This window comes from Bradyrhizobium sp. CCBAU 11434, from assembly GCF_028128895.1.
Classification (GTDB): Bacteria; Pseudomonadota; Alphaproteobacteria; order Rhizobiales; family Xanthobacteraceae; genus Bradyrhizobium; species Bradyrhizobium zhengyangense.
On sequence record NZ_LBJX01000093.1, the window covers coordinates 116,257 to 134,792 of the forward strand.

Below are 18,536 nucleotides of genomic sequence, written 5' to 3' on the forward strand. Positions count from 1 at the left end.
GGATCGCCCGCTTTCGCGGGCGATGACAGTTTCGAGTGTAGGGATAGCCTGGCTATTTTGTCGTCAGCTTAACACCGAGCCGGCCGGCCAGCTCCTGCACGAACTGCCAGGCGACGCGGCCCGAGCGCGAGCCGCGCGTGGTTGACCATTCCAGCGCTTCACGCTCCAGCGCCTCGTCGTCGACCTTGACGCCGAAATGGCTGCAATAGCCGCTTACCATGGCGAGATATTCGTCCTGGCTGCAGCGGTGGAAGCCGAGCCAGAGGCCGAAGCGATCCGACAGCGAAACCTTCTCCTCGACCGCTTCGCCCGGATTGATCGCGGTCGAACGTTCGTTCTCGATCATGTCGCGCGCGAGCAGATGGCGGCGGTTCGAGGTCGCGTAGAGGATGACGTTCTCGGGTCGGCCCTCGATGCCGCCTTCGAGCAGGGCCTTGAGCGATTTGTAGGACGCGTCATTGCCGTCGAAGGAGAGGTCATCGATGAACACGATGAAGTTGAAGTCGGCGTCGCGAAGCTTCCCCATCAGCATCGGCAGCGTTTCGATGTCCTCGCGATGGATCTCGATCAGCTTGAGCTTGTCGGAGGCTTTGCGGTCCGCGTTGATGCTGGCGTGGGCAGCCTTCACGAGCGACGACTTGCCCATGCCGCGCGCGCCCCAGAGCAGCGCATTGTTGGCGGGCAGGCCGTTGGCGAAGCGCTCGGTGTTCTCCATCAGGATGTCGCGCATCCGGTCGACGCCCTTGAGCAGGAACAGCTCGACGCGGCTGACCCGCGGCACCGCGGCCAGGCGGCCGTCGGGGTGCCAGACATAGGCGTCCGCCCGGTCGAACGACTCACGCTCCACGGTCGGCTTGCCCTGGGCGACGAGGTGGGCCGCGATGGTCTCCAGCGCGCGGACAATGCGTTCCTGGGTAAGGTCGGGGGAGGCCTTTGGAGCAGCCTTTGAGACCGCATTGGGGCGTTTTGCCGCGACCTGGGCGCGCTTCGTGGCAGGGATACGGGGGCCTTTGCCGGCCGGGCTTTTGCTGAGGTTTTTGGGCATGTCCGAAGTTCCTGAGAATGCAGCCTTATCGGGCCTGACGGCGCGCCGCAAGGTAGCCAAATCGCCGGTCTGGCAGCGTTGCAATTGGGGCGGTGGTCGCTATAGTCCGCGCGAATTTGACCGAGCCGGTCGCCGTCAAGGCCTGACCGGCTTCCCCCGTTTCCACGAGGATCGTCCGAATGCTGATTACCCCTGCGTATGCCCAGGCCGCGGGCGCCGGTGACACCAACAGCATGTTGATGTCGCTGCTGCCGTTCGCCCTGATCTTCGTGATCATGTACTTCCTGATTCTGCGTCCGCAGCAGAAGAAGGTGAAGGACCACGCCGAGCTGGTGAAGAACATCCGCCGCGGCGACACCGTCGTGACGTCGGGCGGCCTCGTCGGCAAGGTCACCAAGGTGGTCGATGACGACCAGATCGAGTTCGAAATTTCCGACGGTGTGCGCGTGCGCCAGATGCGCTCGATGATCTCGGGGGTGCGCGCCAAGGGCGAGCCGGCCAAGGACAGCGCGAAGGAAAGCGCCAAGGACGACGCCGGGGCGAAGTGAGCGCTTTCCTGCGAGCATCTCAAATCTCCTGATCTGACAGGTCCAGTCGATGTTGTATTTCACGCGGTGGAGGGCGCTCGGGATCATCCTGACGGCGCTGATCGTGTGCCTCTTTGCGGTTCCGAACTTCTTCTCCGAAGCGCAGGTCAAGACCTGGCCCGCCTGGGCGCAGCGGCGCCTTGTGTTGGGTCTCGACTTGCAGGGCGGCTCCTCGCTGCAGCTCGAGGTCGATTCCAGCTATGTGAAGAAGGAAAAGCTCGACCAGATTCGCGACGACGTTCGTCGCGTTCTGCGCGAGGCCAAGATCGTTTACACCGGTCTCGTCACGAAGGGCGATGCGGTCGAGGTGCGCGTCAAGGACGCGGATCTCCAGACGACGCTCGCCAAGTTGCGTGAGCTTGCGCAGCCGATTGGCGGCCTCATGGGGTCCAGCGGCCAGCGCGACATTGAAGTCGCCGACGCCGGTGGTGGATTGATCCGCCTCGGTATTCCGGAGCCCGCGATGATCGAGCGCTTGCGCAAGACCATCGAGCAGTCGATCCAGATCGTCGAGAAGCGCGTCAACGAACTCGGCACCGTCGAACCCATCATCCAGCGTCAGGGGAACGACCGCATCCTGGTGCAGGTGCCGGGTTTGCAGGATCCCACCCATTTGAAGGAGCTGCTGGGCAAGACCGCGAAGATGGAATTCCGCATGGTCGATCCCTCGGTGCCGCTGGACCAGGCCCAGCAGGGCGGGTTGCCGCCGGACACTGAGTTCCTGCCGGCCGCCACGCCGCCGCCGGCCGGCTATGTGGTCAAGAAGCAGGTGCTGGTTGCGGGCGGCGACCTGACCGACGCCCAAGCGACCTTCGACCAGCGCACCAATGAGCCTGTCGTCAGCTTCAAGTTCAATACCTCGGGCGCGCGCAAGTTCGCGCAGGCCACGCAGGAGAATGTCGGGCTGCCCTTCGCGATCATCCTCGATAATAAGGTGATCTCGGCGCCGGTCATTCGCGAGCCGATCACCGGCGGCCAGGGCCAGATCTCCGGCAGTTTCACCGTGCAATCGGCCAACGACCTCGCGATCCTGTTGCGCGCCGGCGCGCTGCCGGCGCCGCTCACGGTGGTGGAGGAACGCACCGTCGGTCCGGGCCTCGGCCAGGACTCGATCGAGAAGGGCGAGCTTGCGGCCTATGTCGGCTCGATCATGGTCGTCGTGTTCATGCTGTTGACGTACCGGCTGTTTGGCGTGTTCGCCAATATCGCCGTCTGTATCAACGTCGCAATGATCTTCGGCCTGTTGTCGCTGCTAAGCGCCACGCTGACCCTGCCAGGCATCGCCGGCATCGTGCTCACCGTCGGCATCGCGGTCGACTCCAACGTGCTGATCTATGAGCGCATCCGCGAGGAGCTGCGCGGCGGGAGAAGCCCGATCTCTGCGATCGATGCAGGCTTCAAGCGGGCGCTTGCGACCATTCTCGATTCCAACATCACGACCTTCATTGCCGCTGCCGTGCTGTTCATGATCGGCACCGGACCGGTGCGCGGCTTCGCTGTAACGCTCGGTATCGGCATCATCACCACTGTGTTCACCGCCTTCACCATGACCCGTCTGATCGTGGCGTGGTGGGTGCAGTGGAAGCGGCCGAAGACTGTGCCGATTTGATCATTCGAGGCCGGCTGTGACCACTACTCAACTCGTACTCATCTCTCTCGGCGTGCTGATTGCCGTGCTGACCGTGGTCAGCGTGCTCGGCCTGCTGCCGTCGCTGCGTATCGTGCCAGACGACACGCATTTCGACTTCACCCAGTTCCGCCGGATCTCGTTCCCGATCTCGGCAACGCTCTCGATCGTCGCCATCGTGCTGTTCTTCACGCATGGCCTGAACTTCGGCATCGATTTCAAGGGCGGCACCTTGATGGAGGTACGGGCCAAGTCGGGCACAGCCGATCTTGCACAGATGCGCACGACGCTTGGCAGCCTCGGTCTCGGCGAAGTCCAGCTGCAGCAATTCGGCGGCCCCGCCGACGTGCTGCTTCGCGTTGCCGAGCAGCCGGGCGGCGACAAGGCGCAGCAGGAAGCGGTGGACAAGGTTCGCGGCGCCCTCGGTGAGTCCGTGGAGTATCGCCGCGTCGAGGTGGTGGGTCCGCGTGTCTCCGGTGAACTGCTGGGTTGGGGCATGGCCGGCCTGATGCTGGCCATCGTTGCGATCCTGATCTATCTCTGGTTCCGGTTTGAATGGCAGTTCGCGCTCGGCGCCATGATTGCCAACGTGCACGATATCGTGCTGACGATCGGCTTCATGTCGATCAGCCAGGTCGATTTCGACCTGACCAGCATCGCGGCGCTTCTGACCATTCTGGGCTATTCGCTCAACGACACCGTCGTCATCTACGACCGCATCCGTGAAATGCTGCGGCGTTACAAGAAGATGCCGATGCCGCAGCTGCTGAACGAGTCCATCAATTCGACGCTGTCGCGCTCGATCATCACCCACTTGACGGTCACGTTGGCATTGCTGGCGCTGCTGCTGTTCGGCGGTCACGCCATTCACAGCTTCACGGCCGTCATGATGTTCGGCGTGGTGCTGGTCGGCACCTACACCTCGATCTTCATCGCAGCGCCGATCCTGATCTATCTCGGCGTCGGCGAGCATCGCGAGGATGCGAAGGAAGAGGCTCCGCCGGCGAAGAAAAACAAGGCATGATCCGAACCGCATGCCCTCGCATGGGTTTGCGAGGGTGATAGCCTCATTCGGACGAAGCTCATGGCCGGCGATCCCAACGCTCCCCATTTCCCGCGCTCGGCGCCGATCGAGGCCTATGGCAAGGGTGGCTTCGCCTTTGGCGGCATGTCGCACCGGGGCTCGCTGCTGTGCCTGCCCGATGCGATCTGGGCCTGGGACGTGACCGATCCCACCAAGATCGACCGCTATTCTCTGGATCGGGTGTTTGCGGCCGCCAACAGCATCGACACGCTGCTGGTCGGCACCGGAACCGGGCTCTGGCTGCCGCCGCCGGAGCTGCGCCAGGCGCTCAAAGCGGTGAGGGTGGTGCTGGACACGATGCAGACCGGGCCGGCCGTACGCACCTACAACATCATGATCGGCGAACGGCGCCGCGTCGCGGCCGCGCTGATTGCGGTGCCATGAGCAGCGCTGCGACGCCGCCCGACACCGTGACATATTGCGCCGACCTCGTGCGCAGCCACGACTTTCCGCACTACGTCGCGACGCTGTTCGCACCGGCCGCGGCGCGCCGGGCGATGCTCGCGCTCTACGCCTTCAATGTCGAGATCGTCCGCGTTCGCGATCAGGTGAGCCAGCCGTTGCCCGGCGAGATCCGCTTCCAATGGTGGACCGATCTATTCTCGGGCCTGGCCCACGGCAGCGCCGAGGGCAATCCGGTGGCGGCGGAACTGTTGCGCGCAATCCGCGATTTTGACCTGCCGGTCGAGCCGCTGTCGCTGCTGGTCGACGAGCATCAGTTCGATCTCTACAATGATCCGATGCCGACCATGACGGCGCTCGAAGGCTATCTGGCTGCAACCTCTTCGGCCCTGTTCGCGCTCGCGGCGCGGATCATGGGCGACACTTCCGATGCGGCCGAGCATGTGGCACGGCACGCCGGGCTGGCGCAGGGTATTGCGCACGTGATCGCGAATCTGCCCCGGGACGCGTCCCATCGGCAATTGTTCCTGCCGCAACAACTCCTGGCCGGCCATGGCTGTGCCATGGAGGATGTATTCTCGGGCAAGGCGACGCCCAATCTCCATGCCGCGCTGAACCAACTGATCGGCGATGCGCGGCAGCATCTGGCGACAGCGTCGTCCCTGCTGGCACAGCTGCCGCCGTCGGCGCGGGCTGCGTTCCTGCCGCTGAGCCAGGCACAGGCCGATCTCGATCGCCTGGCGCGGCCTGGGCGCAACCCCTTCGCCCCGCAGCCGGTGTCGCGGCTGCGTACGCTCTGGACGCTGTGGCGGGCTTCACGCTCCCGGGAATTTACCAAATAGCGGTCGGCTTATCGCGCGTATGGGGCAAATGCACTATGCTGTCCCATGGCCGAATTGTCCCAAACCGCAATCCCCGATCTGAGCGGCTTTCCGGTTACGCCGGCTGACATTCACGCTGCAGCCGAAATCATCCGCGGCGCCGTCGTCGAGACGCCCTGCAGCTACAGCCGAACGCTGAGCAACATATGTGGCTGCGACCTCTGGCTTAAATTCGAGAACCTCCAGTTCACCTCCTCGTTCAAGGAGCGCGGCGCGCTGAACCGGCTCAACGCGCTGACGCCGGAAGAGCGTGCGCGCGGCGTCGTTGCCATGTCGGCGGGCAATCATGCGCAGGGCGTCGCCTATCACGCCAGGCGGCTCGGCGTTCCCGCCACCATCGTCATGCCTGTGGGCACGCCGATGGTGAAGGTCGAGAATACCCGACATCACGGCGCGGAGGTGGTCGTCACCGGGGCGACGCTGGAGGAGGCGGCTGCATTTGCGCGCAGCCATGGCGAAGCCCGCGGCATGATCTTCGTCCACCCCTATGACGACCCGCTGGTGATTGCCGGGCAGGGCACGGTCGGGCTGGAAATACTCAAGGCGGTGCCGGAGCTCGACACGCTGGTCGTGCCGATCGGGGGTGGTGGCCTGATCAGCGGCATCGCCATTGCGGCGAAATCGATCAAGCCTTCGCTGCGCATCCTCGGTGTCGAGGCCTGGCTCTATCCTTCGATGTACAATGCCATCCATGGCAGCAATCTGCCGGCGCGGGGCGATACGCTGGCCGAAGGCATTGCGGTCAAGTCGCCGGGCAAGATCACCACCGAGATCGTCCGCGGCCTCGTCGACGACATCGCGCTTGTCAATGAAGCCGAGCTCGAGCGTGCGGTAGCCACCCTGATCTCGATCGAGAAGACGGTCGTCGAGGGCGCGGGCGCTGCAGGTCTTGCAGCACTCATGTCAGATCCCACGCGCTTTGCCGGCGAGAAGGTTGGTCTGGTCCTGAGCGGCGGCAACATCGACACCAGGCTGATCGCCTCGGTGCTGACGCGCGAGCTTGCGCGCGAGGGACGGCTGACGCAGCTCTCGCTCGATATTCCTGACAGGCCCGGCCAATTGGCCGCGGTCGCGGCGCTGCTGGCGGAGGCTGGTGCCAACATCATCGAGGTCTCGCATCAGCGAACCTTCTCGGACCTGCCGGCCAAGGCGACGCTGCTCCAACTCGTCATCGAGACCCGTGATAGCGCTCATCTCGACGAGGTCATGGCCAAGCTCGGTGCATCCGGATTGAGCGCGCGCTGCACCTGAGGCGACGCTATCGCGACACCAGACCCGCCACGTGGGCAATCAGCCGATCGATCTCGGCTTCCGTGTTGTAATAATGCGGTGATGCCCGCACCACGACCGGGAGGGCGCGGACTTCCGCGTCGATGCGGGTGCTCGACGGATCGGACGCGCCGATAACAATACCGGCCGCAGCGGCGATGGTGACGATCGCGTCCGCTTCGAAGCCTTCCATCGTGAAACTGACGATGGCACCCGGCGTGCGGCCGAGATCGCGAATGGTGATACCGCTGATGGCGGCAAGGCCATTGCGAAGGCGGTCCGCCAAGAGGCGGCAACGCCGCTGGATCGGGCCGAGGCCGATCGCAAGGGTGTAGTCGATGGCCGCGCCCAGCCCGAGCCGCGCCGCGTAATTGTTCTCCCACGTCTCGAACCGGCGCGCATCGTCGCGGAGCTGATAGTGGTCGCGAGAGACCCACGGCGCCGCAAAATGGTCGATCATCGGCGGCTCAAGCTGCTGCAGCAACTCGCGGCGGACATAAAGGAAGCCCGTGCCGCGCGGGCCGCGCAGGAATTTGCGCCCCGTCGCCGACAGCATGTCGCAGCCGATCGCTTCGACGTCGACCTGCATCTGACCGACCGCCTGACAGGCGTCGAGCAGATAGGGAATGCCATGTGTCCGCGCGATCTTGCCGATCGCTGCGGCCGGATTGACCAGCCCGCCATTGGTCGGAACCCAGGTGATGGCGATGAGTTTTACGCGCGCGTCGATCATGCGTTCGAGCGCGCCGACATCGAGTTCGCCGCTGGATTCACTCGGCACGACTTCAATGACCGCGCCCGTGCGCTTGGCAACTTGCAGGAATGCGACATAGTTGGCGGCGTATTCCGCTTCGGCGGTCAGGATCCGGTCGCCGGCGCGAAACGGCAGCGCATAGAACGCCATCTGCCAGGCGACGGTGGCGTTTTCCATCAGCGCGATCTCGTCCGGCGCGGCGTTCAGCAGGCGTGCCACCGAGCCGTAGACAGCGTCGAGCCGGCCAGCCTCGCGGTCGGCGGCAGCATAACCTCCGATCTCGGCCTCGAGGTCGATATGCTGCTTCATCGCTGCGACAACGGGTGACGGCATCAGTGCTGCGCCAGCGTTGTGGAGATAGGTGAGCCGGGAGGTGGCCGGAGTGTCGGCCCGGATTCGGTCGATGTCGATCAAGCGCGTCTCCCTCTCGCAGGCCCCCCATATGGATTAGACGCGCCAAAGCAGGCGGGCAAGACCGCGGGCCGACGAGGGACCGGATCACCTTCGCCTCAGATGCAGAGGCCGAGCAGCTTGACGTGGCAGTTGGCGACTTTGGGCTTGCTGGCGGGTGTGACCTCGCGCTTCACAGCCACAAGGGGCTCGTTGTCCTTCTTGCCTTTGCCCTTGCCGGGCTTCGGCTCGTAATCGCCGGCGATCACCATGGCCCAATAGGTGCGCTTGCCGCTGGCGTTCTTCGCACTCGCGATCCCAACGCGGGAGGCGTTGTGGAGCAGCAGGTTCTTACGATGGCCGGAGGAGTCGATCCACTGTCCCAGCGTCTTTTCGAAGGTGTCATAGCCATAGGCGATGTTCTCGGCGGCGCGGCCTGCGCCCGACGGCGCGACGCGCTTGGTGAACGGACCGAGGGCGTCGTGGCTGAGATCGTCCTTCGCCGCCATCGCGCGCGCCTGGTCCCCGGCAATGCGGTCGAGCGTTGCGTCGCGCACGACGCGGCCCTCACCATGCTTCGCCCGGAAGCCAGAGATCTGTTCGGCAGGGGATTCTGCCGCCGTCACCGGCGTAGCCGCCAGCAGCGCCAGACCTGCAAGCAGCAGGGCCGCGCGGCGCCTTATGGTGGTCCCCCAGCGAGTCATTGGTCCCCAAATCAGTGCAGTCCCCCGGCTTCTCCAACGGCATTGTGGACGCTTCAAGGCACCCCGCATCCCGTAGTCTAACCGGTCGGCAGGTCCGCCTCGAAGTTGAAGCGATCTCGCAGGTTCTTGCGCTGCTCCAGAATGTCCTTGAGGAAGGCGCGATCCTGGTCGTTTCTCATCATCGGCTCGATCAGGTCGAGCTGGTTCATCGCGACCAGTTGCAGGATCTCGGTGCGGGGCCTGCCGCCAGCATCGCGCGGGAGCGCGTGGACGACCTGGATGTGTTCCGGCGGCCTTGGCCCCTTGGCAGCCGCCAATTCGTTACGGAGCTGGCCTTCGAGCGCGGCCTGATCGGCTTCCACGAACGCATAGAGCCCGACGCCGGAGCGGCGATCGGCAAAGGCGACGATGGCGGTGTCGCGCACGGCGGGGTTCTTGCGGATCAGCTCTGCGATAACTGGCGCATCGTTGACGAGTCGGCGGCCGCCACCCTCACGGTCGGTGAAGTTGAACAGGCCGCGGGTGATGGCGCGATAGACCTTCTTGCCGGTGGCAAGCCAGAGGCTCGCGGCGAACGATTTCTTCGCCAGCACCTTTCGCTCGCGTGCCGTCAGCGCCTCCGGCGCGTAGGAGCGCTTGTGCTTGAGCAGATGGCGGAGGTCTTCATAGGCGAGGATGCGGTAGAGCCGACCGCGTCGCTTGAAGCAAGCCGCAAGCTGGAAGTCGGTCACATAGGCGCGGCCATCGCGGCCGACCAGCCAGTTCTGCTCTTTGGCGAGATCGTTGTGGCAGATGCCAGCGCGGCGGAGCCGGCGCAGCGCGTCCTTCGCCGAGCGGAAATAGGCGAGATCGCCATGAGGCTTTGCCAGGTGCAGCGCGACGCCGTCGACAAAGCCGCGCACCAGCGCACGACGTCCGGCCCAAAGCAGCTCAGGGCCGACATCGAGGCCTTTGGCAAGCACCAATGCGTGTTTCTCGCGGGCGAACAAATGGCGCGCCAGCAGGAACGACCACCACGGCACTTCATCCAGCCGGCGCAGCACGGCGTCGACCTCGCCGCTGTTACCGCGGAAACGGCCGCGTTCGACGGTCGAGAACACGTCGCGCTTGAGCAGTACGCCCTCAGTCCAGCGCGCCGAGAGCACCGCAGCGTCGTCTTTCGGGAGACTCATCGAAAACTCACGCGGCTGCGGCAATGCGCAAATGATCGGCGATCCAGCGATCGAGGTCGGCAAGCGCCAAGGCGCTCATGGCCTGCTTCTTGGCTACCGTCTTCTCATTGCCACGAAGACGCGTGCCGTCGGGCTTCTTTGTCGGCGGGCTGGCAAGCGGCGGGAATAGGCCGAAATTGATGTTCATCGGCTGGAACGAGCGCGTGCCCGGCTCGATAGTCTCGATATGGCCACCAGTGATATGGCCGAGCAGCGATCCAAGCGCTGTCGTGGCCGGCGGGCTCGCAAGCCGCTCGCCGCGCGCGTCGGCGGCCGCATAGAGGCCGGCTATCAGGCCGACGCTGGCGGATTCCACATAGCCTTCGCAGCCCGTCATCTGGCCGGCAAAGCGTAGTCTCGGCTGGGCTCGCAGGCGCAGCTGGCTGTCGAGCAGTTTGGGAGAGTTGAGGAAGGTGTTGCGATGGAGGCCGCCAAGGCGGGCGAACTCGGCCTTCTCAAGGCCCGGAATGGTGCGGAAGATGCGCTGCTGCTCGCCGTATTTCAGCTTCGTCTGGAATCCGACAATGTTGTAGAGCGTGCCAAGCTTGTTGTCCTGGCGCAGCTGCACGATCGCGTAGGACTTCGTCGTGGGATCGTGCGGATTGGTGAGGCCGACCGGCTTCATCGGGCCGTGGCGCAACGTCTCGGGGCCGCGCTCCGCCATCACCTCGATCGGCAGGCAGCCGTCGAAATAGGGCGTGTTCGTCTCCCACTCCTTGAACTCGGTCTTCTCGCCGGCGACCAGCGCAGCGACGAAGCCGTCATACTGCTCCTTGGTCATGGGGCAATTGATGTAGTCGGCGCCGTTTCCACCTGGGCCGACCTTGTCGTAGCGCGACTGGAACCAGGCCACCGACATGTCGATGGATTCGCGGTGCACGATCGGCGCGATGGCGTCGAAGAAGGCGAGCGCGCTCTCGTCGGTCAGTTCGCGGATGGCATCGGCCAGCGGCGCTGAGGTGAGGGGGCCCGTCGCAACGATCACGTTGCTCCAATCGGCTGGCGGCAGGCCCTTGATCTCGCCGCGGGCGATCTCGATGAGGGGATGGTCGTTGAGCGCCTTGGTCACGGCCGCGGAGAAGCCATCGCGGTCGACCGCGAGCGCTCCGCCGGCGGGCACCTGGTTGGCGTCGGCCGCACGCATGATCAGCGAGTCGAGGCGCCGCATCTCTGCATGGAGGAGGCCGACCGCGTTGTTGGCGGCATCGTCCGAGCGGAACGAATTGGAGCAGACGAGCTCGGCCAGCCCGTCGGTGCGGTGCGCCTCGGTCATGCGGTCGGGCCGCATCTCGTGCAGCACAACGGGTACGCCAGCTTTCGCGATCTGCCAGGCGGCTTCGGAACCGGCAAGGCCAGCACCGATGACGTGCGCGGGTTTGGATAGGGATCCTGTCATGGGGCGGACAGGTAGCGCTTTTCGGCGGCCAGTGGAATCGCCGAGATCGAGTTTTCTGCCGCTGAAAACGACAGCGCCCGCACGAGGCGGGCGTTATCGGTTCGTCCGGTGAAGGGCTGAACGATATCAGCCCTGATATTGACCGGCGGCAACGCGCGGGATGTCCGAGCGATCGAGGCCGATGTCGGCCAGTTCGCGATCGCTGAGCTGGGACAGCTCGGCAACATTGCGCTGATAGTCCCGGAAAGCCTGGATCATGCGGATGAGCGAGAGCAGCATTGGTAGTCTCCTGTAGTTCGATTCAGCCCTTGCTCGGGCTTCATCGTTGAAATGAATATAGGTGAGGGTAGTGCAGTGCGAAAGTTCCGATGTTGCGATGCAGCTAAGCGAAGAACGCATGGCATTGGTAAGGAGCGATTAACCTCTTGGCACTCCCGCCTAACAGCTAGGCGAAACACGCTAAGACAAGCGATAAATATCCGTGAAATCACGGATTTATCAATCGTTCTGCGGTTCCGATTGTTGCAGAAAATGGGTTACGTTCCCGTGACCTTCAAGGCCGAGGCTTAGCCTCTAGACCCAACTCCGGCATGCATGATTCGCATGAACTAAGATTCTTTGATATGAATATATATTCATATCTTCTAGTCGTGGGTGCCGGTTTGCCGAGGTGGGCGAGCACAACGATTCGCTGGAGGAACGGCCTCATGGTGGGCTCGGGGCGCGTAGCCGCGTCTGCTCCAGCCGATTGCTCTCCCTCCTGCTCAACTGCACCCCAATGCTGCGGTGCACACACGTCAAACGTGCAAACCCTGATTAACAAGTTGTAATGAAAATCAGAAATTTCGCATGAGGCTCTGCGCAGCGCGCAACATCACGCAATTCTCGCGCGGAATTTATTGCGGCAACTTGCCGCGTCGGCAGCAAAGTCATGGTGCGGATTCCGGCAATGTCGTCGGGTCCCAAGAACAAGAGAAGGAAAGTAACATCATGACGAAGTTACTCGGGGTTATCGCAATTGCCGCCGTTGCATTCGCCGTCGCGCCAGCTCAGGCCGCCAAGCACAGCATGGGCGGTTGCAGCGGAGCCAATCTCGAGAAGACCGAGACCGCGATCGAGGCCATGCCCGACGGTGACGGCAAGTTCGTCGCCGAGAAGGAGGTCACGGCGGCTCAGGACGCGCTGCTCAATGGCAAGATGGGTGCGTGCGGCATGCACCTGAACAAGGCGATGCAAGCCACCATGGGCAAGTAAGCGGGCAGGTCAACGCAATCCAAGAGAGGGCCGGTCGCCATGTCGATCGGCCCTACGCGTTTTGATTTCTGCGTGCCTTAAGGGGCGTGGGCGAGCTGGGTCGCAAAATAGGCCACCGTCTTGGAATAGACCTCGCTCTTGTTCCACTGCTGCAGCACCGCGAAGTTCGGGCTGCCCGGCTGCCAGTCCTTGCCCTTCTGCCAGCCGTATCCGGCGAGATAGTTGGCGGTGGAGGCAAGTACGTCGGGAGCGTTGTGCAGCAGGTCACGCTTGCCGTTGCCGTCGAAATCGACAGCGTATTTCATCCAGGACGACGGCATGAACTGGGTTTGGCCGAGTTCGCCGGCCCAAGCGCCCTTCATCTCCGCAGGCGCGAGATCGCCTCGCTGGACGATGCGTAGCGCATCCATCAGTTCGCCGCGAAACTGCTCGGCGCGCCGGCAGTCATACGCCAGCGTCGCCAGTGAACGGATCGTCGCGAACTTACCTGTGTTGACGCCGAAATCGGTCTCGAGACCCCAGATCGCGACCAGGATCTCGCCGGGCACGCCATACGTCTGCTCGATGCGCGACAGCACCGATCCGTATTGCTTCATCATGTTGGAGCCGCGCGTCATCCGCGGCGGCACCATGCGGCCGGAAAACTCCTCAAAGGTCTGGGTGAAGACCTTTTGCGACTTGTCACGGTTGAGCACGCTCTGGTCCAGCGTGACGCCGGCAAGTCCGGCGCTAATAGCCTGCTGCGAGATCCCCTTGGCCGCGGCCTCGGTTTTGAAATCCGCAAGCCAGGTGTCGAAATTGCCCGAGTTGCAGGCGACGGCGGCCAGAGTGGGCTCGACGGACACGATTGAGGCTGAAAGGGCGAGAGCTGCGAGAGCGAGACGAGAAATCGTCAGGGTCATCAGAGGTAATTGATTCCGTGAAGGGTCATGACCGGCGGCGGCAATCTCTGATGTAACCGCGGCCAAAGCAAGGCGTATGACAGCGCCGCTCCCGCCGGGTGACCCCGGCGGGAGCGCTCTGATGAGGTCGCCTGGCTCCTGTCCTATTCCCTGTTCCGCCATGGGAAGAGATTGGCGGGGAAATCGGCCGCCGGCTTGCGTGGGCGCTGTGGCGGGGGCGGCACCGGCCGGGCACCGGGCTCGGAGACGATGACCTTGCGATAGAGATGCCAGGTGGCGTGGCCGAGCAGGGGAATGATGACGGCAAGCCCGAGGAACGCGGGGATCGTTCCGAGCGCGAGTAACACCGCCACGATCAGGCCCCAGGCCGCCATCGGCACCGGGTTCTTGGCGACGACGCGTAGCGAGGTGACCATCGCGTCCAGCGCGCCGGCGTGGCGGTCGAGCATCAGCGGGAATGACACCGCGCTGATGCAAAGCGCTGCGAGCGCGAACAGGAAGCCCGTGCCACAGCCAACGACGATCAGCCACCAGCCCTGCGACGTCGTCAGCACGCGCGTGACGAAATCCGAGATTCCGGTCACGCCCTCATAGCCGAACGCGGCCACATAGATCGCTTGCGCGGTCGCAACCCAAGTCACGAACAGTGCGAGCAGCAAGGTGCCGAGGCCGAGCATGGCGCCGAAGGAGGGCGAGCGCAGCACATCCATGGCATCCCAGGCGCTCGCTTCCTCATAGCGTTCGCGGCGGCTGGAGAGCTCATAAAGGCCGAGTGCTGCGAACGGACCGATCAGGGCGAAGCCAGCGGCGAGCGGAAACAGTAGCGGTATTACTGAATAGCCCATCGCGACGCGCGCAATCACGAGCCCCAGCACCGGATAGATCACGCAGAGGATGATGGCGTGGCTGGGCACCGCCTTGAAATCTTCCCAGCCGCGCTTGAGCGCGTCGTGCAGGTCGGAGAGTTGGATGGTACGGATCACGGGTCCGGCCGCGTCTGCGGACTGGCCCATCGTTGGGACATTGCCCTGATAGAGTGTGGCCATGGTCGGCTTGCTCCCTTGCCATGCAGCCGAATTCGGCGCCGACAACGGCGCAAGCGGCCGCTCTTCTAGGTTTCGCGAGTCCAACCAGACGCGAATTCCTGGTGGCATCGCGAGCTGAGCAGAGAGCGTACGCCTATTTCCGAGTCCTGTCCCTCACGCTTGGGTGAGATTCGTTGCCGCAGTGCAACCTTGCTGACGTCATCCGGTCGTCATTTCGCCGCAGATAAGCTCATGCTGTTTGCGGCTCGCGGAACTTCGCGGGCGCAGCGGCGTAACTTCGTCTATAAGTGCCCACTCAGGGCCTTCCAACGGGATCCTTTTCGGGGAGCAGACATGAGCATTTTCGGGAAAATCATGGGCGCAATCTTCGGCAGCCATGCGGCTTCCGCTGCGCCCGCCGGCGGCGCACCCGCGGGCAGCGCGCCTGCGCCTGCAGGGGCCGCGCCGAGCGGATCCGCGCCAGCGTCTGCGCCCGCAGCAGCGCCTGCCCAAACGGTGGACGTCGCCGCGATCGTCGACAAGGCGGCCGCCGCGCATAAGGGCGAGAAGCTGGAGTGGCGCACCTCGATCGTCGACCTGATGAAGGCGCTCGACGTCGATTCAAGCCTGGCTGCGCGCAAGGATCTTGCCAAGGAGCTCGGCTATACCGGCGACATGAACGACTCCGCCAGCATGAACGTCTGGCTGCACAAACAGGTGATGTCCAAGCTCGCTGCCAATGGCGGCAAGCTGCCGCCGGAAATCAAGCACTGATCGGGCGCGCGTCAGGCGACGCCAAGTAACAGAAAAGGGCCCGCGAGATCGTGGGCCCTTTTGCGTTCAGGCGACCAGATCGGCATCCTCCGGATGCTTGTCGAGATAGTCGACGACGAAGCCGCAACCTGCGATCACCTTGTGGCCGTCGCGGCGGACCAACGCGAGCGCGCCCTTGATCAGCTCGGACGCAATGCCGCGGCCGCGTAGCGCACGCGGCGTCTCGGTGTGGGTGATGATGACAGCCGACGGCGTCAGCCGGTAATTGGCGAAGGCGAGCTCGCTGCCGACATCGAGCTCGAAGCGGCTCCTGTCCTTGTTGTCGCGTACCGATGCCGCCATGCCTGATCCTTCCAAAGCGATGTTCATTCCCTGATCTAGGCCCCTGAACCCTCGCTTGCCAAGGCGCGACCAAGGGAGGTCGCCGCAGGGGAGATATCTGCAAAATGCGTGTTCAGCTCGGTCTGATGGCCTTGCTCGCCGTGCTGGCCTTGGTCGCGCCGGTCCCGGCCGCAGCCGAGGGCGGTCCAGCGTGGGAAGCCTGTGTCAGGCTGACCAGCACGCCGGATGAGCGGGTGCAGGCTTGCTCGACGGTGATCGACAGCAAGAGCGAGGTTGGCCGCAGGCTCGCCGGCGCCTATTGCAACCGCGGACATGGTCTCACCGAAAAGCGCGAGCTCGATGCGGCGCTGTCCGACCTCGATGAAGCGCTGCGCCTCGATCCGAACTACGCCTGCGCCTACAACAATCGAGGCCGCGTCTACAGCTTCAAGCGCGACTATGACCGCGCCATCGCCGAGTACGACCGGGCCATCAAGCTCGATCCGTCGATGGCGGTGGCCTACAGCAACCGTGGCGAGTCCCGCTACAACAAGGGCGACATCGACGGCGCGCTCGCCGATTTCGACGCGGCGATCACGCACGATCCCAGCTATGCCATGGCCTATGCCAATCGCGGCTACGTGTACGCCCGCAAGCACGACACAGCCCATGCGCTCGCCGACTACACGATGCGGATCAAGCTCGCCCCCGATCTGCTGGCCTATATCGACCGCGGCAACGTCTATCGTGACAGCGAGCAGCTCGACCGCGCCGCCGCCGATTATGGCGAGGCGATCCGGCTCGCGCCGACCGATGCGCGCGGCTGGCGCAATCGCGGCATGATCCGGCTCTATCTCGGTGACAACAAAGGCGGCCTCGCCGATTACGACAAGGCGCTGCAATACGATCCTGCCGACGTGTTCTCCTGGAATAATCGCGGCCAGGCCCGGATGCGGCTCGGCGACACCAAGGGTGCGATTGCCGATTTTCGCAAGGCGCTGGAATTGAAGCCCGGCTTGCAGACGGCACAGGACTCGCTGAGGAAGCTCGGGGCGCTGTGATGCCCCGGTTCGGCTAGACCTTCACCAGGTCCTGATAGTCCGGATGCTTCTCGATCCATGCCTTCACGAACGGGCATTGCGGGATCAGCTTCAGGCCGCTCGCGCGGACCTGATCGAGCGCGCCCTGCACCAGCCTCGAGCCGACGCCCTTGCCGGCGAGCTCCTTCGGCACCTCGGTATGTTCGAACGTGATCACGTTGCCGTCGAGCTTGTAGTGCTCGGTCGCGAGATAGCCGTCTACCTCGAGCTCGTAGCGGTGATGGGCCTTGTTGTTGATCACATCGCTCATGATGTCTCCGGTCAGTTCTTCAGCGAGGCCGTCAGCATCTTGCGGATCGCCCAGGCCTCGCCGTCGGAGGAGCCCTTGATGTCGTCGATCTTCCAGCTGCCGGCCTCGCGCACGAAGTCGTAACGCACGATCTGGTCGGCGGGTTTGCGATCGTTGCGGTGGCCGGTGATGGTCACGGCCAGCGTTGCCTTGTCGGCCTCCGTCTTCTCCGCGTCAACCCTGAACGACTTCACGTCGGGTTCCTGCGAGTTGGTGACGGGATCGAAATCGATCGGGCCTACATCGCCCTTCGGCGTATGCGCATCCGCCTTGGCCCACAGCGTGACCAGCGCCTTGGAGAGATATTTTGCTTTCGCCGCCTTGTTCTCGGTGACGAAGCCGGCGCCACCATCGCCCTTGCCCTTGGCGGCGCGGGTGTAGATCGCAGTGAGTATGGATGTGGGGTCGTCGGCGGGCGCCTGCGCGAAGGCGGGCGAGGCGGCGACGACGATAGAAGCGACAATGAAGCTGCGGCGGGTGAGCATGGTTCGTCCCCGAGATGATGGCATGGCGACAGTGGCTGGGTAGCCGATGTCAGCGCGGTATCTCAGTAGACCGGCGCAACAGCCGTTCGGTTCAATCCGCCGCCTTGGCGAGCCGCGAATCTTCCGGCTGAGGTTTGGGGCGTAGGCAGCCCTGGCAGATGACCAGCGAGCGGACCGCGGCGTCCTGGTCGGCGTCGATTCCGTCGTGCTCGGGCTTGGCGGCGATGCGTGTTGCCCGGGCCGGCTCAGCGGCGCGCGGCTGATTGGGATTCTCGCCTGCGCCATCCCAGGCATAACGCGCGGGCTTGAACGCGGGGTCCGAAGCGAGGTGGGCTTGCGGGGCCGCGGCGCATCCGGCAAGCGCCAGCGACAGCAGGAGGAAGGCGGGCGCTTTGACCATGGTGCGGCACTCTGTACGCGAGGACTGAGCGAGGTTGCGCTGATCATGTTTAAAATTCCCTGAACGATGGGGCCGCGCCTGCGACCAACGCCTATGCGATATCTGCTCGTCCTGCTCACGATGCTCACGGCCGCGGCGCGCGCCGATGACGCCAAGCCGTTTGACCCCGCCGACTATCCGCCTGCCGTGCAGAAGGCGCTGCGTTATGCCCATGAGGAATGCGAAAGGCAGGGTGGCGGCGCCGTGACCTTTGGGCCTGATACGGTACGCAGGGTCGACCTCACCGGCGACGGCAGCGACGACTACATCGTCGATTTCCGCGATACCAAATGCGGCGAACGCGAGAGCACCTATTGCGGAACCGGCGGTTGCCTGCTGGACATCCTGGTGACGCTGCCGGACGGCAGCGTGCGCACCGTATTCGACGGCTATGTCCGCAGCTACACCATGGTGGCGCCGCCGATGAAGCGCGGCGCGACGCGCACCATCCGCTTCGACCTGCATGGTAGCTATTGCGGTGGTTTTGGTGCGCAGGCCTGCGTCAAGGAACGGGCGATCACGGCGACGCCGTTCGGGTTCAAAAAGCCGTAAGGCAGGTGCGCGGCCGGCGGCCTTGCTACGCCGCGGGCGATCGCG

Annotated in this window: 23 protein-coding genes; 10 read left to right on the forward strand and 13 right to left on the reverse strand. The window is 64.1% G+C overall.

The genetic code is table 11. From position 1 onward, the window contains the following. Nucleotides 1-52 precede the first annotated feature (52 nt). Nucleotides 53-1,045, reverse strand: a complete 993-nt coding sequence (locus tag XI06_RS24395; protein WP_237862181.1) for an ATP-binding protein — start codon at nt 1,043-1,045, stop codon at nt 53-55. 179 nt (nt 1,046-1,224) lie between these two features. Here XI06_RS24395 and yajC point away from each other — a divergent pair, with 179 nt between their 5' ends. The 6 genes from yajC to XI06_RS24425 are packed head-to-tail and all read left to right on the forward strand — an operon-like array spanning nt 1,225 to nt 6,877. Further along, the gene (yajC, locus tag XI06_RS24400; protein WP_057755761.1) at nt 1,225-1,593 is read left to right on the forward strand and encodes a preprotein translocase subunit YajC; all 369 of its coding nucleotides are present in this window, start codon (nt 1,225-1,227) and stop codon (nt 1,591-1,593) included. A 49-nt stretch (nt 1,594-1,642) separates the two neighbouring features. Next, nucleotides 1,643-3,241, forward strand: a complete 1,599-nt coding sequence (gene secD, locus XI06_RS24405; RefSeq protein ID WP_237862183.1) for a protein translocase subunit SecD — start codon at nt 1,643-1,645, stop codon at nt 3,239-3,241. Nucleotides 3,242-3,257: 16 nt separating this feature from the next. Then, complete coding sequence (secF, locus tag XI06_RS24410) at nt 3,258-4,283, forward strand: protein translocase subunit SecF (RefSeq protein ID WP_237862185.1); 1,026 nt, start codon at nt 3,258-3,260, stop codon at nt 4,281-4,283. Nucleotides 4,284-4,343: 60 nt separating this feature from the next. After that, the gene (locus XI06_RS24415) at nt 4,344-4,727 is read left to right on the forward strand and encodes an Mth938-like domain-containing protein (protein WP_237862187.1); all 384 of its coding nucleotides are present in this window, start codon (nt 4,344-4,346) and stop codon (nt 4,725-4,727) included. Continuing rightward, a complete protein-coding gene (locus XI06_RS24420; protein ID WP_237862189.1) occupies nt 4,724-5,587 on the forward strand; it encodes a phytoene/squalene synthase family protein in 864 nt (287 codons plus the stop codon). Before XI06_RS24415 ends, XI06_RS24420 begins: the two co-directional genes overlap by 4 nt. A gap of 45 nt (nt 5,588-5,632) precedes the next feature. Continuing rightward, a complete protein-coding gene (locus tag XI06_RS24425) occupies nt 5,633-6,877 on the forward strand; it encodes a threonine ammonia-lyase (protein WP_237862191.1) in 1,245 nt (414 codons plus the stop codon). A 7-nt stretch (nt 6,878-6,884) separates the two neighbouring features. On the opposite strand, the gene XI06_RS24430 is transcribed toward XI06_RS24425, so the two are convergent. From XI06_RS24430 to XI06_RS24455, 6 genes are all read right to left on the reverse strand, one after another. Further along, nucleotides 6,885-8,063, reverse strand: a complete 1,179-nt coding sequence (locus XI06_RS24430) for an aminotransferase class V-fold PLP-dependent enzyme (protein WP_237862193.1) — start codon at nt 8,061-8,063, stop codon at nt 6,885-6,887. Nucleotides 8,064-8,158: 95 nt separating this feature from the next. Next, entirely contained in the window at nt 8,159-8,743 is a 585-nt protein-coding gene (locus tag XI06_RS24435; RefSeq protein WP_237862195.1) for a CAP domain-containing protein, read from the reverse strand. 77 nt (nt 8,744-8,820) lie between these two features. After that, nucleotides 8,821-9,915: a serine/threonine protein kinase gene (locus XI06_RS24440; protein ID WP_237862197.1), complete on the reverse strand. Its 1,095-nt coding sequence runs from the start codon at nt 9,913-9,915 to the stop codon at nt 8,821-8,823. A 7-nt stretch (nt 9,916-9,922) separates the two neighbouring features. Further along, nucleotides 9,923-11,350: a methylenetetrahydrofolate--tRNA-(uracil(54)-C(5))-methyltransferase (FADH(2)-oxidizing) TrmFO gene (gene trmFO / locus XI06_RS24445; protein ID WP_237868800.1), complete on the reverse strand. Its 1,428-nt coding sequence runs from the start codon at nt 11,348-11,350 to the stop codon at nt 9,923-9,925. Next, the gene (locus tag XI06_RS24450; RefSeq protein WP_237862200.1) at nt 11,347-11,502 is read right to left on the reverse strand and encodes a hypothetical protein; all 156 of its coding nucleotides are present in this window, start codon (nt 11,500-11,502) and stop codon (nt 11,347-11,349) included. Before XI06_RS24450 ends, trmFO begins: the two co-directional genes overlap by 4 nt. Beyond that, complete coding sequence (locus XI06_RS24455) at nt 11,477-11,629, reverse strand: DUF1127 domain-containing protein (protein WP_007590701.1); 153 nt, start codon at nt 11,627-11,629, stop codon at nt 11,477-11,479. The genes XI06_RS24450 and XI06_RS24455 overlap by 26 nt, the downstream gene beginning before the upstream one ends. A 711-nt stretch (nt 11,630-12,340) precedes the next feature. Between XI06_RS24455 and XI06_RS24460 the strand changes: the two genes are divergently transcribed. Next, the gene (locus tag XI06_RS24460) at nt 12,341-12,604 is read left to right on the forward strand and encodes a hypothetical protein (protein WP_237862202.1); all 264 of its coding nucleotides are present in this window, start codon (nt 12,341-12,343) and stop codon (nt 12,602-12,604) included. Between the two features lie 77 nt (nt 12,605-12,681). On the opposite strand, the gene XI06_RS24465 is transcribed toward XI06_RS24460, so the two are convergent. Both XI06_RS24465 and XI06_RS24470 read right to left on the reverse strand, forming a co-directional pair. Beyond that, a complete protein-coding gene (locus XI06_RS24465) occupies nt 12,682-13,506 on the reverse strand; it encodes a lytic murein transglycosylase (protein WP_237862204.1) in 825 nt (274 codons plus the stop codon). A 143-nt stretch (nt 13,507-13,649) separates the two neighbouring features. After that, nucleotides 13,650-14,552 (reverse strand): DUF2189 domain-containing protein, encoded by a 903-nt coding sequence (locus XI06_RS24470; RefSeq protein WP_237862206.1) that lies wholly within the window; start codon nt 14,550-14,552, stop codon nt 13,650-13,652. Nucleotides 14,553-14,885: 333 nt separating this feature from the next. Here XI06_RS24470 and XI06_RS24475 point away from each other — a divergent pair, with 333 nt between their 5' ends. Further along, nucleotides 14,886-15,305: a DUF3597 domain-containing protein gene (locus XI06_RS24475; RefSeq protein WP_237862207.1), complete on the forward strand. Its 420-nt coding sequence runs from the start codon at nt 14,886-14,888 to the stop codon at nt 15,303-15,305. A gap of 66 nt (nt 15,306-15,371) precedes the next feature. Here the strand turns inward: XI06_RS24475 and XI06_RS24480 are convergent, their stop codons facing one another. Then, nucleotides 15,372-15,647 (reverse strand): GNAT family N-acetyltransferase, encoded by a 276-nt coding sequence (locus tag XI06_RS24480; RefSeq protein ID WP_237862567.1) that lies wholly within the window; start codon nt 15,645-15,647, stop codon nt 15,372-15,374. 104 nt (nt 15,648-15,751) lie between these two features. Here XI06_RS24480 and XI06_RS24485 point away from each other — a divergent pair, with 104 nt between their 5' ends. Beyond that, nucleotides 15,752-16,687: a tetratricopeptide repeat protein gene (locus XI06_RS24485; protein WP_271606678.1), complete on the forward strand. Its 936-nt coding sequence runs from the start codon at nt 15,752-15,754 to the stop codon at nt 16,685-16,687. Nucleotides 16,688-16,700: 13 nt separating this feature from the next. Here XI06_RS24485 and XI06_RS24490 read toward each other — a convergent pair whose 3' ends face one another. From XI06_RS24490 to XI06_RS24500, 3 genes are all read right to left on the reverse strand, one after another. Next, nucleotides 16,701-16,976: a GNAT family N-acetyltransferase gene (locus XI06_RS24490; protein WP_237862211.1), complete on the reverse strand. Its 276-nt coding sequence runs from the start codon at nt 16,974-16,976 to the stop codon at nt 16,701-16,703. Between the two features lie 11 nt (nt 16,977-16,987). Further along, entirely contained in the window at nt 16,988-17,500 is a 513-nt protein-coding gene (locus XI06_RS24495) for a DUF3828 domain-containing protein (RefSeq protein WP_237862213.1), read from the reverse strand. A 91-nt stretch (nt 17,501-17,591) separates the two neighbouring features. Further along, on the reverse strand, nt 17,592-17,900 hold the full coding sequence (locus XI06_RS24500) for a hypothetical protein (RefSeq protein WP_237862215.1): 309 nt from the start codon (nt 17,898-17,900) through the stop codon (nt 17,592-17,594). 93 nt (nt 17,901-17,993) lie between these two features. Here XI06_RS24500 and XI06_RS24505 point away from each other — a divergent pair, with 93 nt between their 5' ends. Next, nucleotides 17,994-18,491: a hypothetical protein gene (locus XI06_RS24505; RefSeq protein WP_237862217.1), complete on the forward strand. Its 498-nt coding sequence runs from the start codon at nt 17,994-17,996 to the stop codon at nt 18,489-18,491. The last annotated feature ends 45 nt before the right edge of the window (nt 18,492-18,536 follow it).

Bases quoted from the DNA above. Each gene is read 5' to 3' on its own strand.
- yajC (WP_057755761.1), top strand. From the start codon at position 1,225: ATGCTGATTACCCCTGCGTATGCCCAGGCCGCGGGCGCCGGTGACACC.
- XI06_RS24505 (WP_237862217.1), top strand. From the start codon at position 17,994: ATGCGATATCTGCTCGTCCTGCTCACGATGCTCACGGCCGCGGCGCGC.
- XI06_RS24485 (WP_271606678.1), top strand. From the start codon at position 15,752: ATGCGTGTTCAGCTCGGTCTGATGGCCTTGCTCGCCGTGCTGGCCTTG.
- XI06_RS24500 (WP_237862215.1), bottom strand. From the start codon at position 17,900: ATGGTCAAAGCGCCCGCCTTCCTCCTGCTGTCGCTGGCGCTTGCCGGA.
- XI06_RS24460 (WP_237862202.1), top strand. From the start codon at position 12,341: ATGACGAAGTTACTCGGGGTTATCGCAATTGCCGCCGTTGCATTCGCC.
- XI06_RS24495 (WP_237862213.1), bottom strand. From the start codon at position 17,500: ATGCTCACCCGCCGCAGCTTCATTGTCGCTTCTATCGTCGTCGCCGCC.
- trmFO (WP_237868800.1), bottom strand. From the start codon at position 11,350: ATGACAGGATCCCTATCCAAACCCGCGCACGTCATCGGTGCTGGCCTT.
- XI06_RS24435 (WP_237862195.1), bottom strand. From the start codon at position 8,743: ATGACTCGCTGGGGGACCACCATAAGGCGCCGCGCGGCCCTGCTGCTT.
- secD (WP_237862183.1), top strand. From the start codon at position 1,643: ATGTTGTATTTCACGCGGTGGAGGGCGCTCGGGATCATCCTGACGGCG.
- XI06_RS24440 (WP_237862197.1), bottom strand. From the start codon at position 9,915: ATGAGTCTCCCGAAAGACGACGCTGCGGTGCTCTCGGCGCGCTGGACT.
- XI06_RS24465 (WP_237862204.1), bottom strand. From the start codon at position 13,506: ATGACCCTGACGATTTCTCGTCTCGCTCTCGCAGCTCTCGCCCTTTCA.
- XI06_RS24395 (WP_237862181.1), bottom strand. From the start codon at position 1,045: ATGCCCAAAAACCTCAGCAAAAGCCCGGCCGGCAAAGGCCCCCGTATC.
- XI06_RS24455 (WP_007590701.1), bottom strand. From the start codon at position 11,629: ATGCTGCTCTCGCTCATCCGCATGATCCAGGCTTTCCGGGACTATCAG.
- XI06_RS24470 (WP_237862206.1), bottom strand. From the start codon at position 14,552: ATGGCCACACTCTATCAGGGCAATGTCCCAACGATGGGCCAGTCCGCA.
- XI06_RS24475 (WP_237862207.1), top strand. From the start codon at position 14,886: ATGAGCATTTTCGGGAAAATCATGGGCGCAATCTTCGGCAGCCATGCG.
- XI06_RS24425 (WP_237862191.1), top strand. From the start codon at position 5,633: ATGGCCGAATTGTCCCAAACCGCAATCCCCGATCTGAGCGGCTTTCCG.
- XI06_RS24420 (WP_237862189.1), top strand. From the start codon at position 4,724: ATGAGCAGCGCTGCGACGCCGCCCGACACCGTGACATATTGCGCCGAC.
- XI06_RS24480 (WP_237862567.1), bottom strand. From the start codon at position 15,647: ATGGCGGCATCGGTACGCGACAACAAGGACAGGAGCCGCTTCGAGCTC.
- XI06_RS24415 (WP_237862187.1), top strand. From the start codon at position 4,344: ATGGCCGGCGATCCCAACGCTCCCCATTTCCCGCGCTCGGCGCCGATC.
- XI06_RS24490 (WP_237862211.1), bottom strand. From the start codon at position 16,976: ATGAGCGATGTGATCAACAACAAGGCCCATCACCGCTACGAGCTCGAG.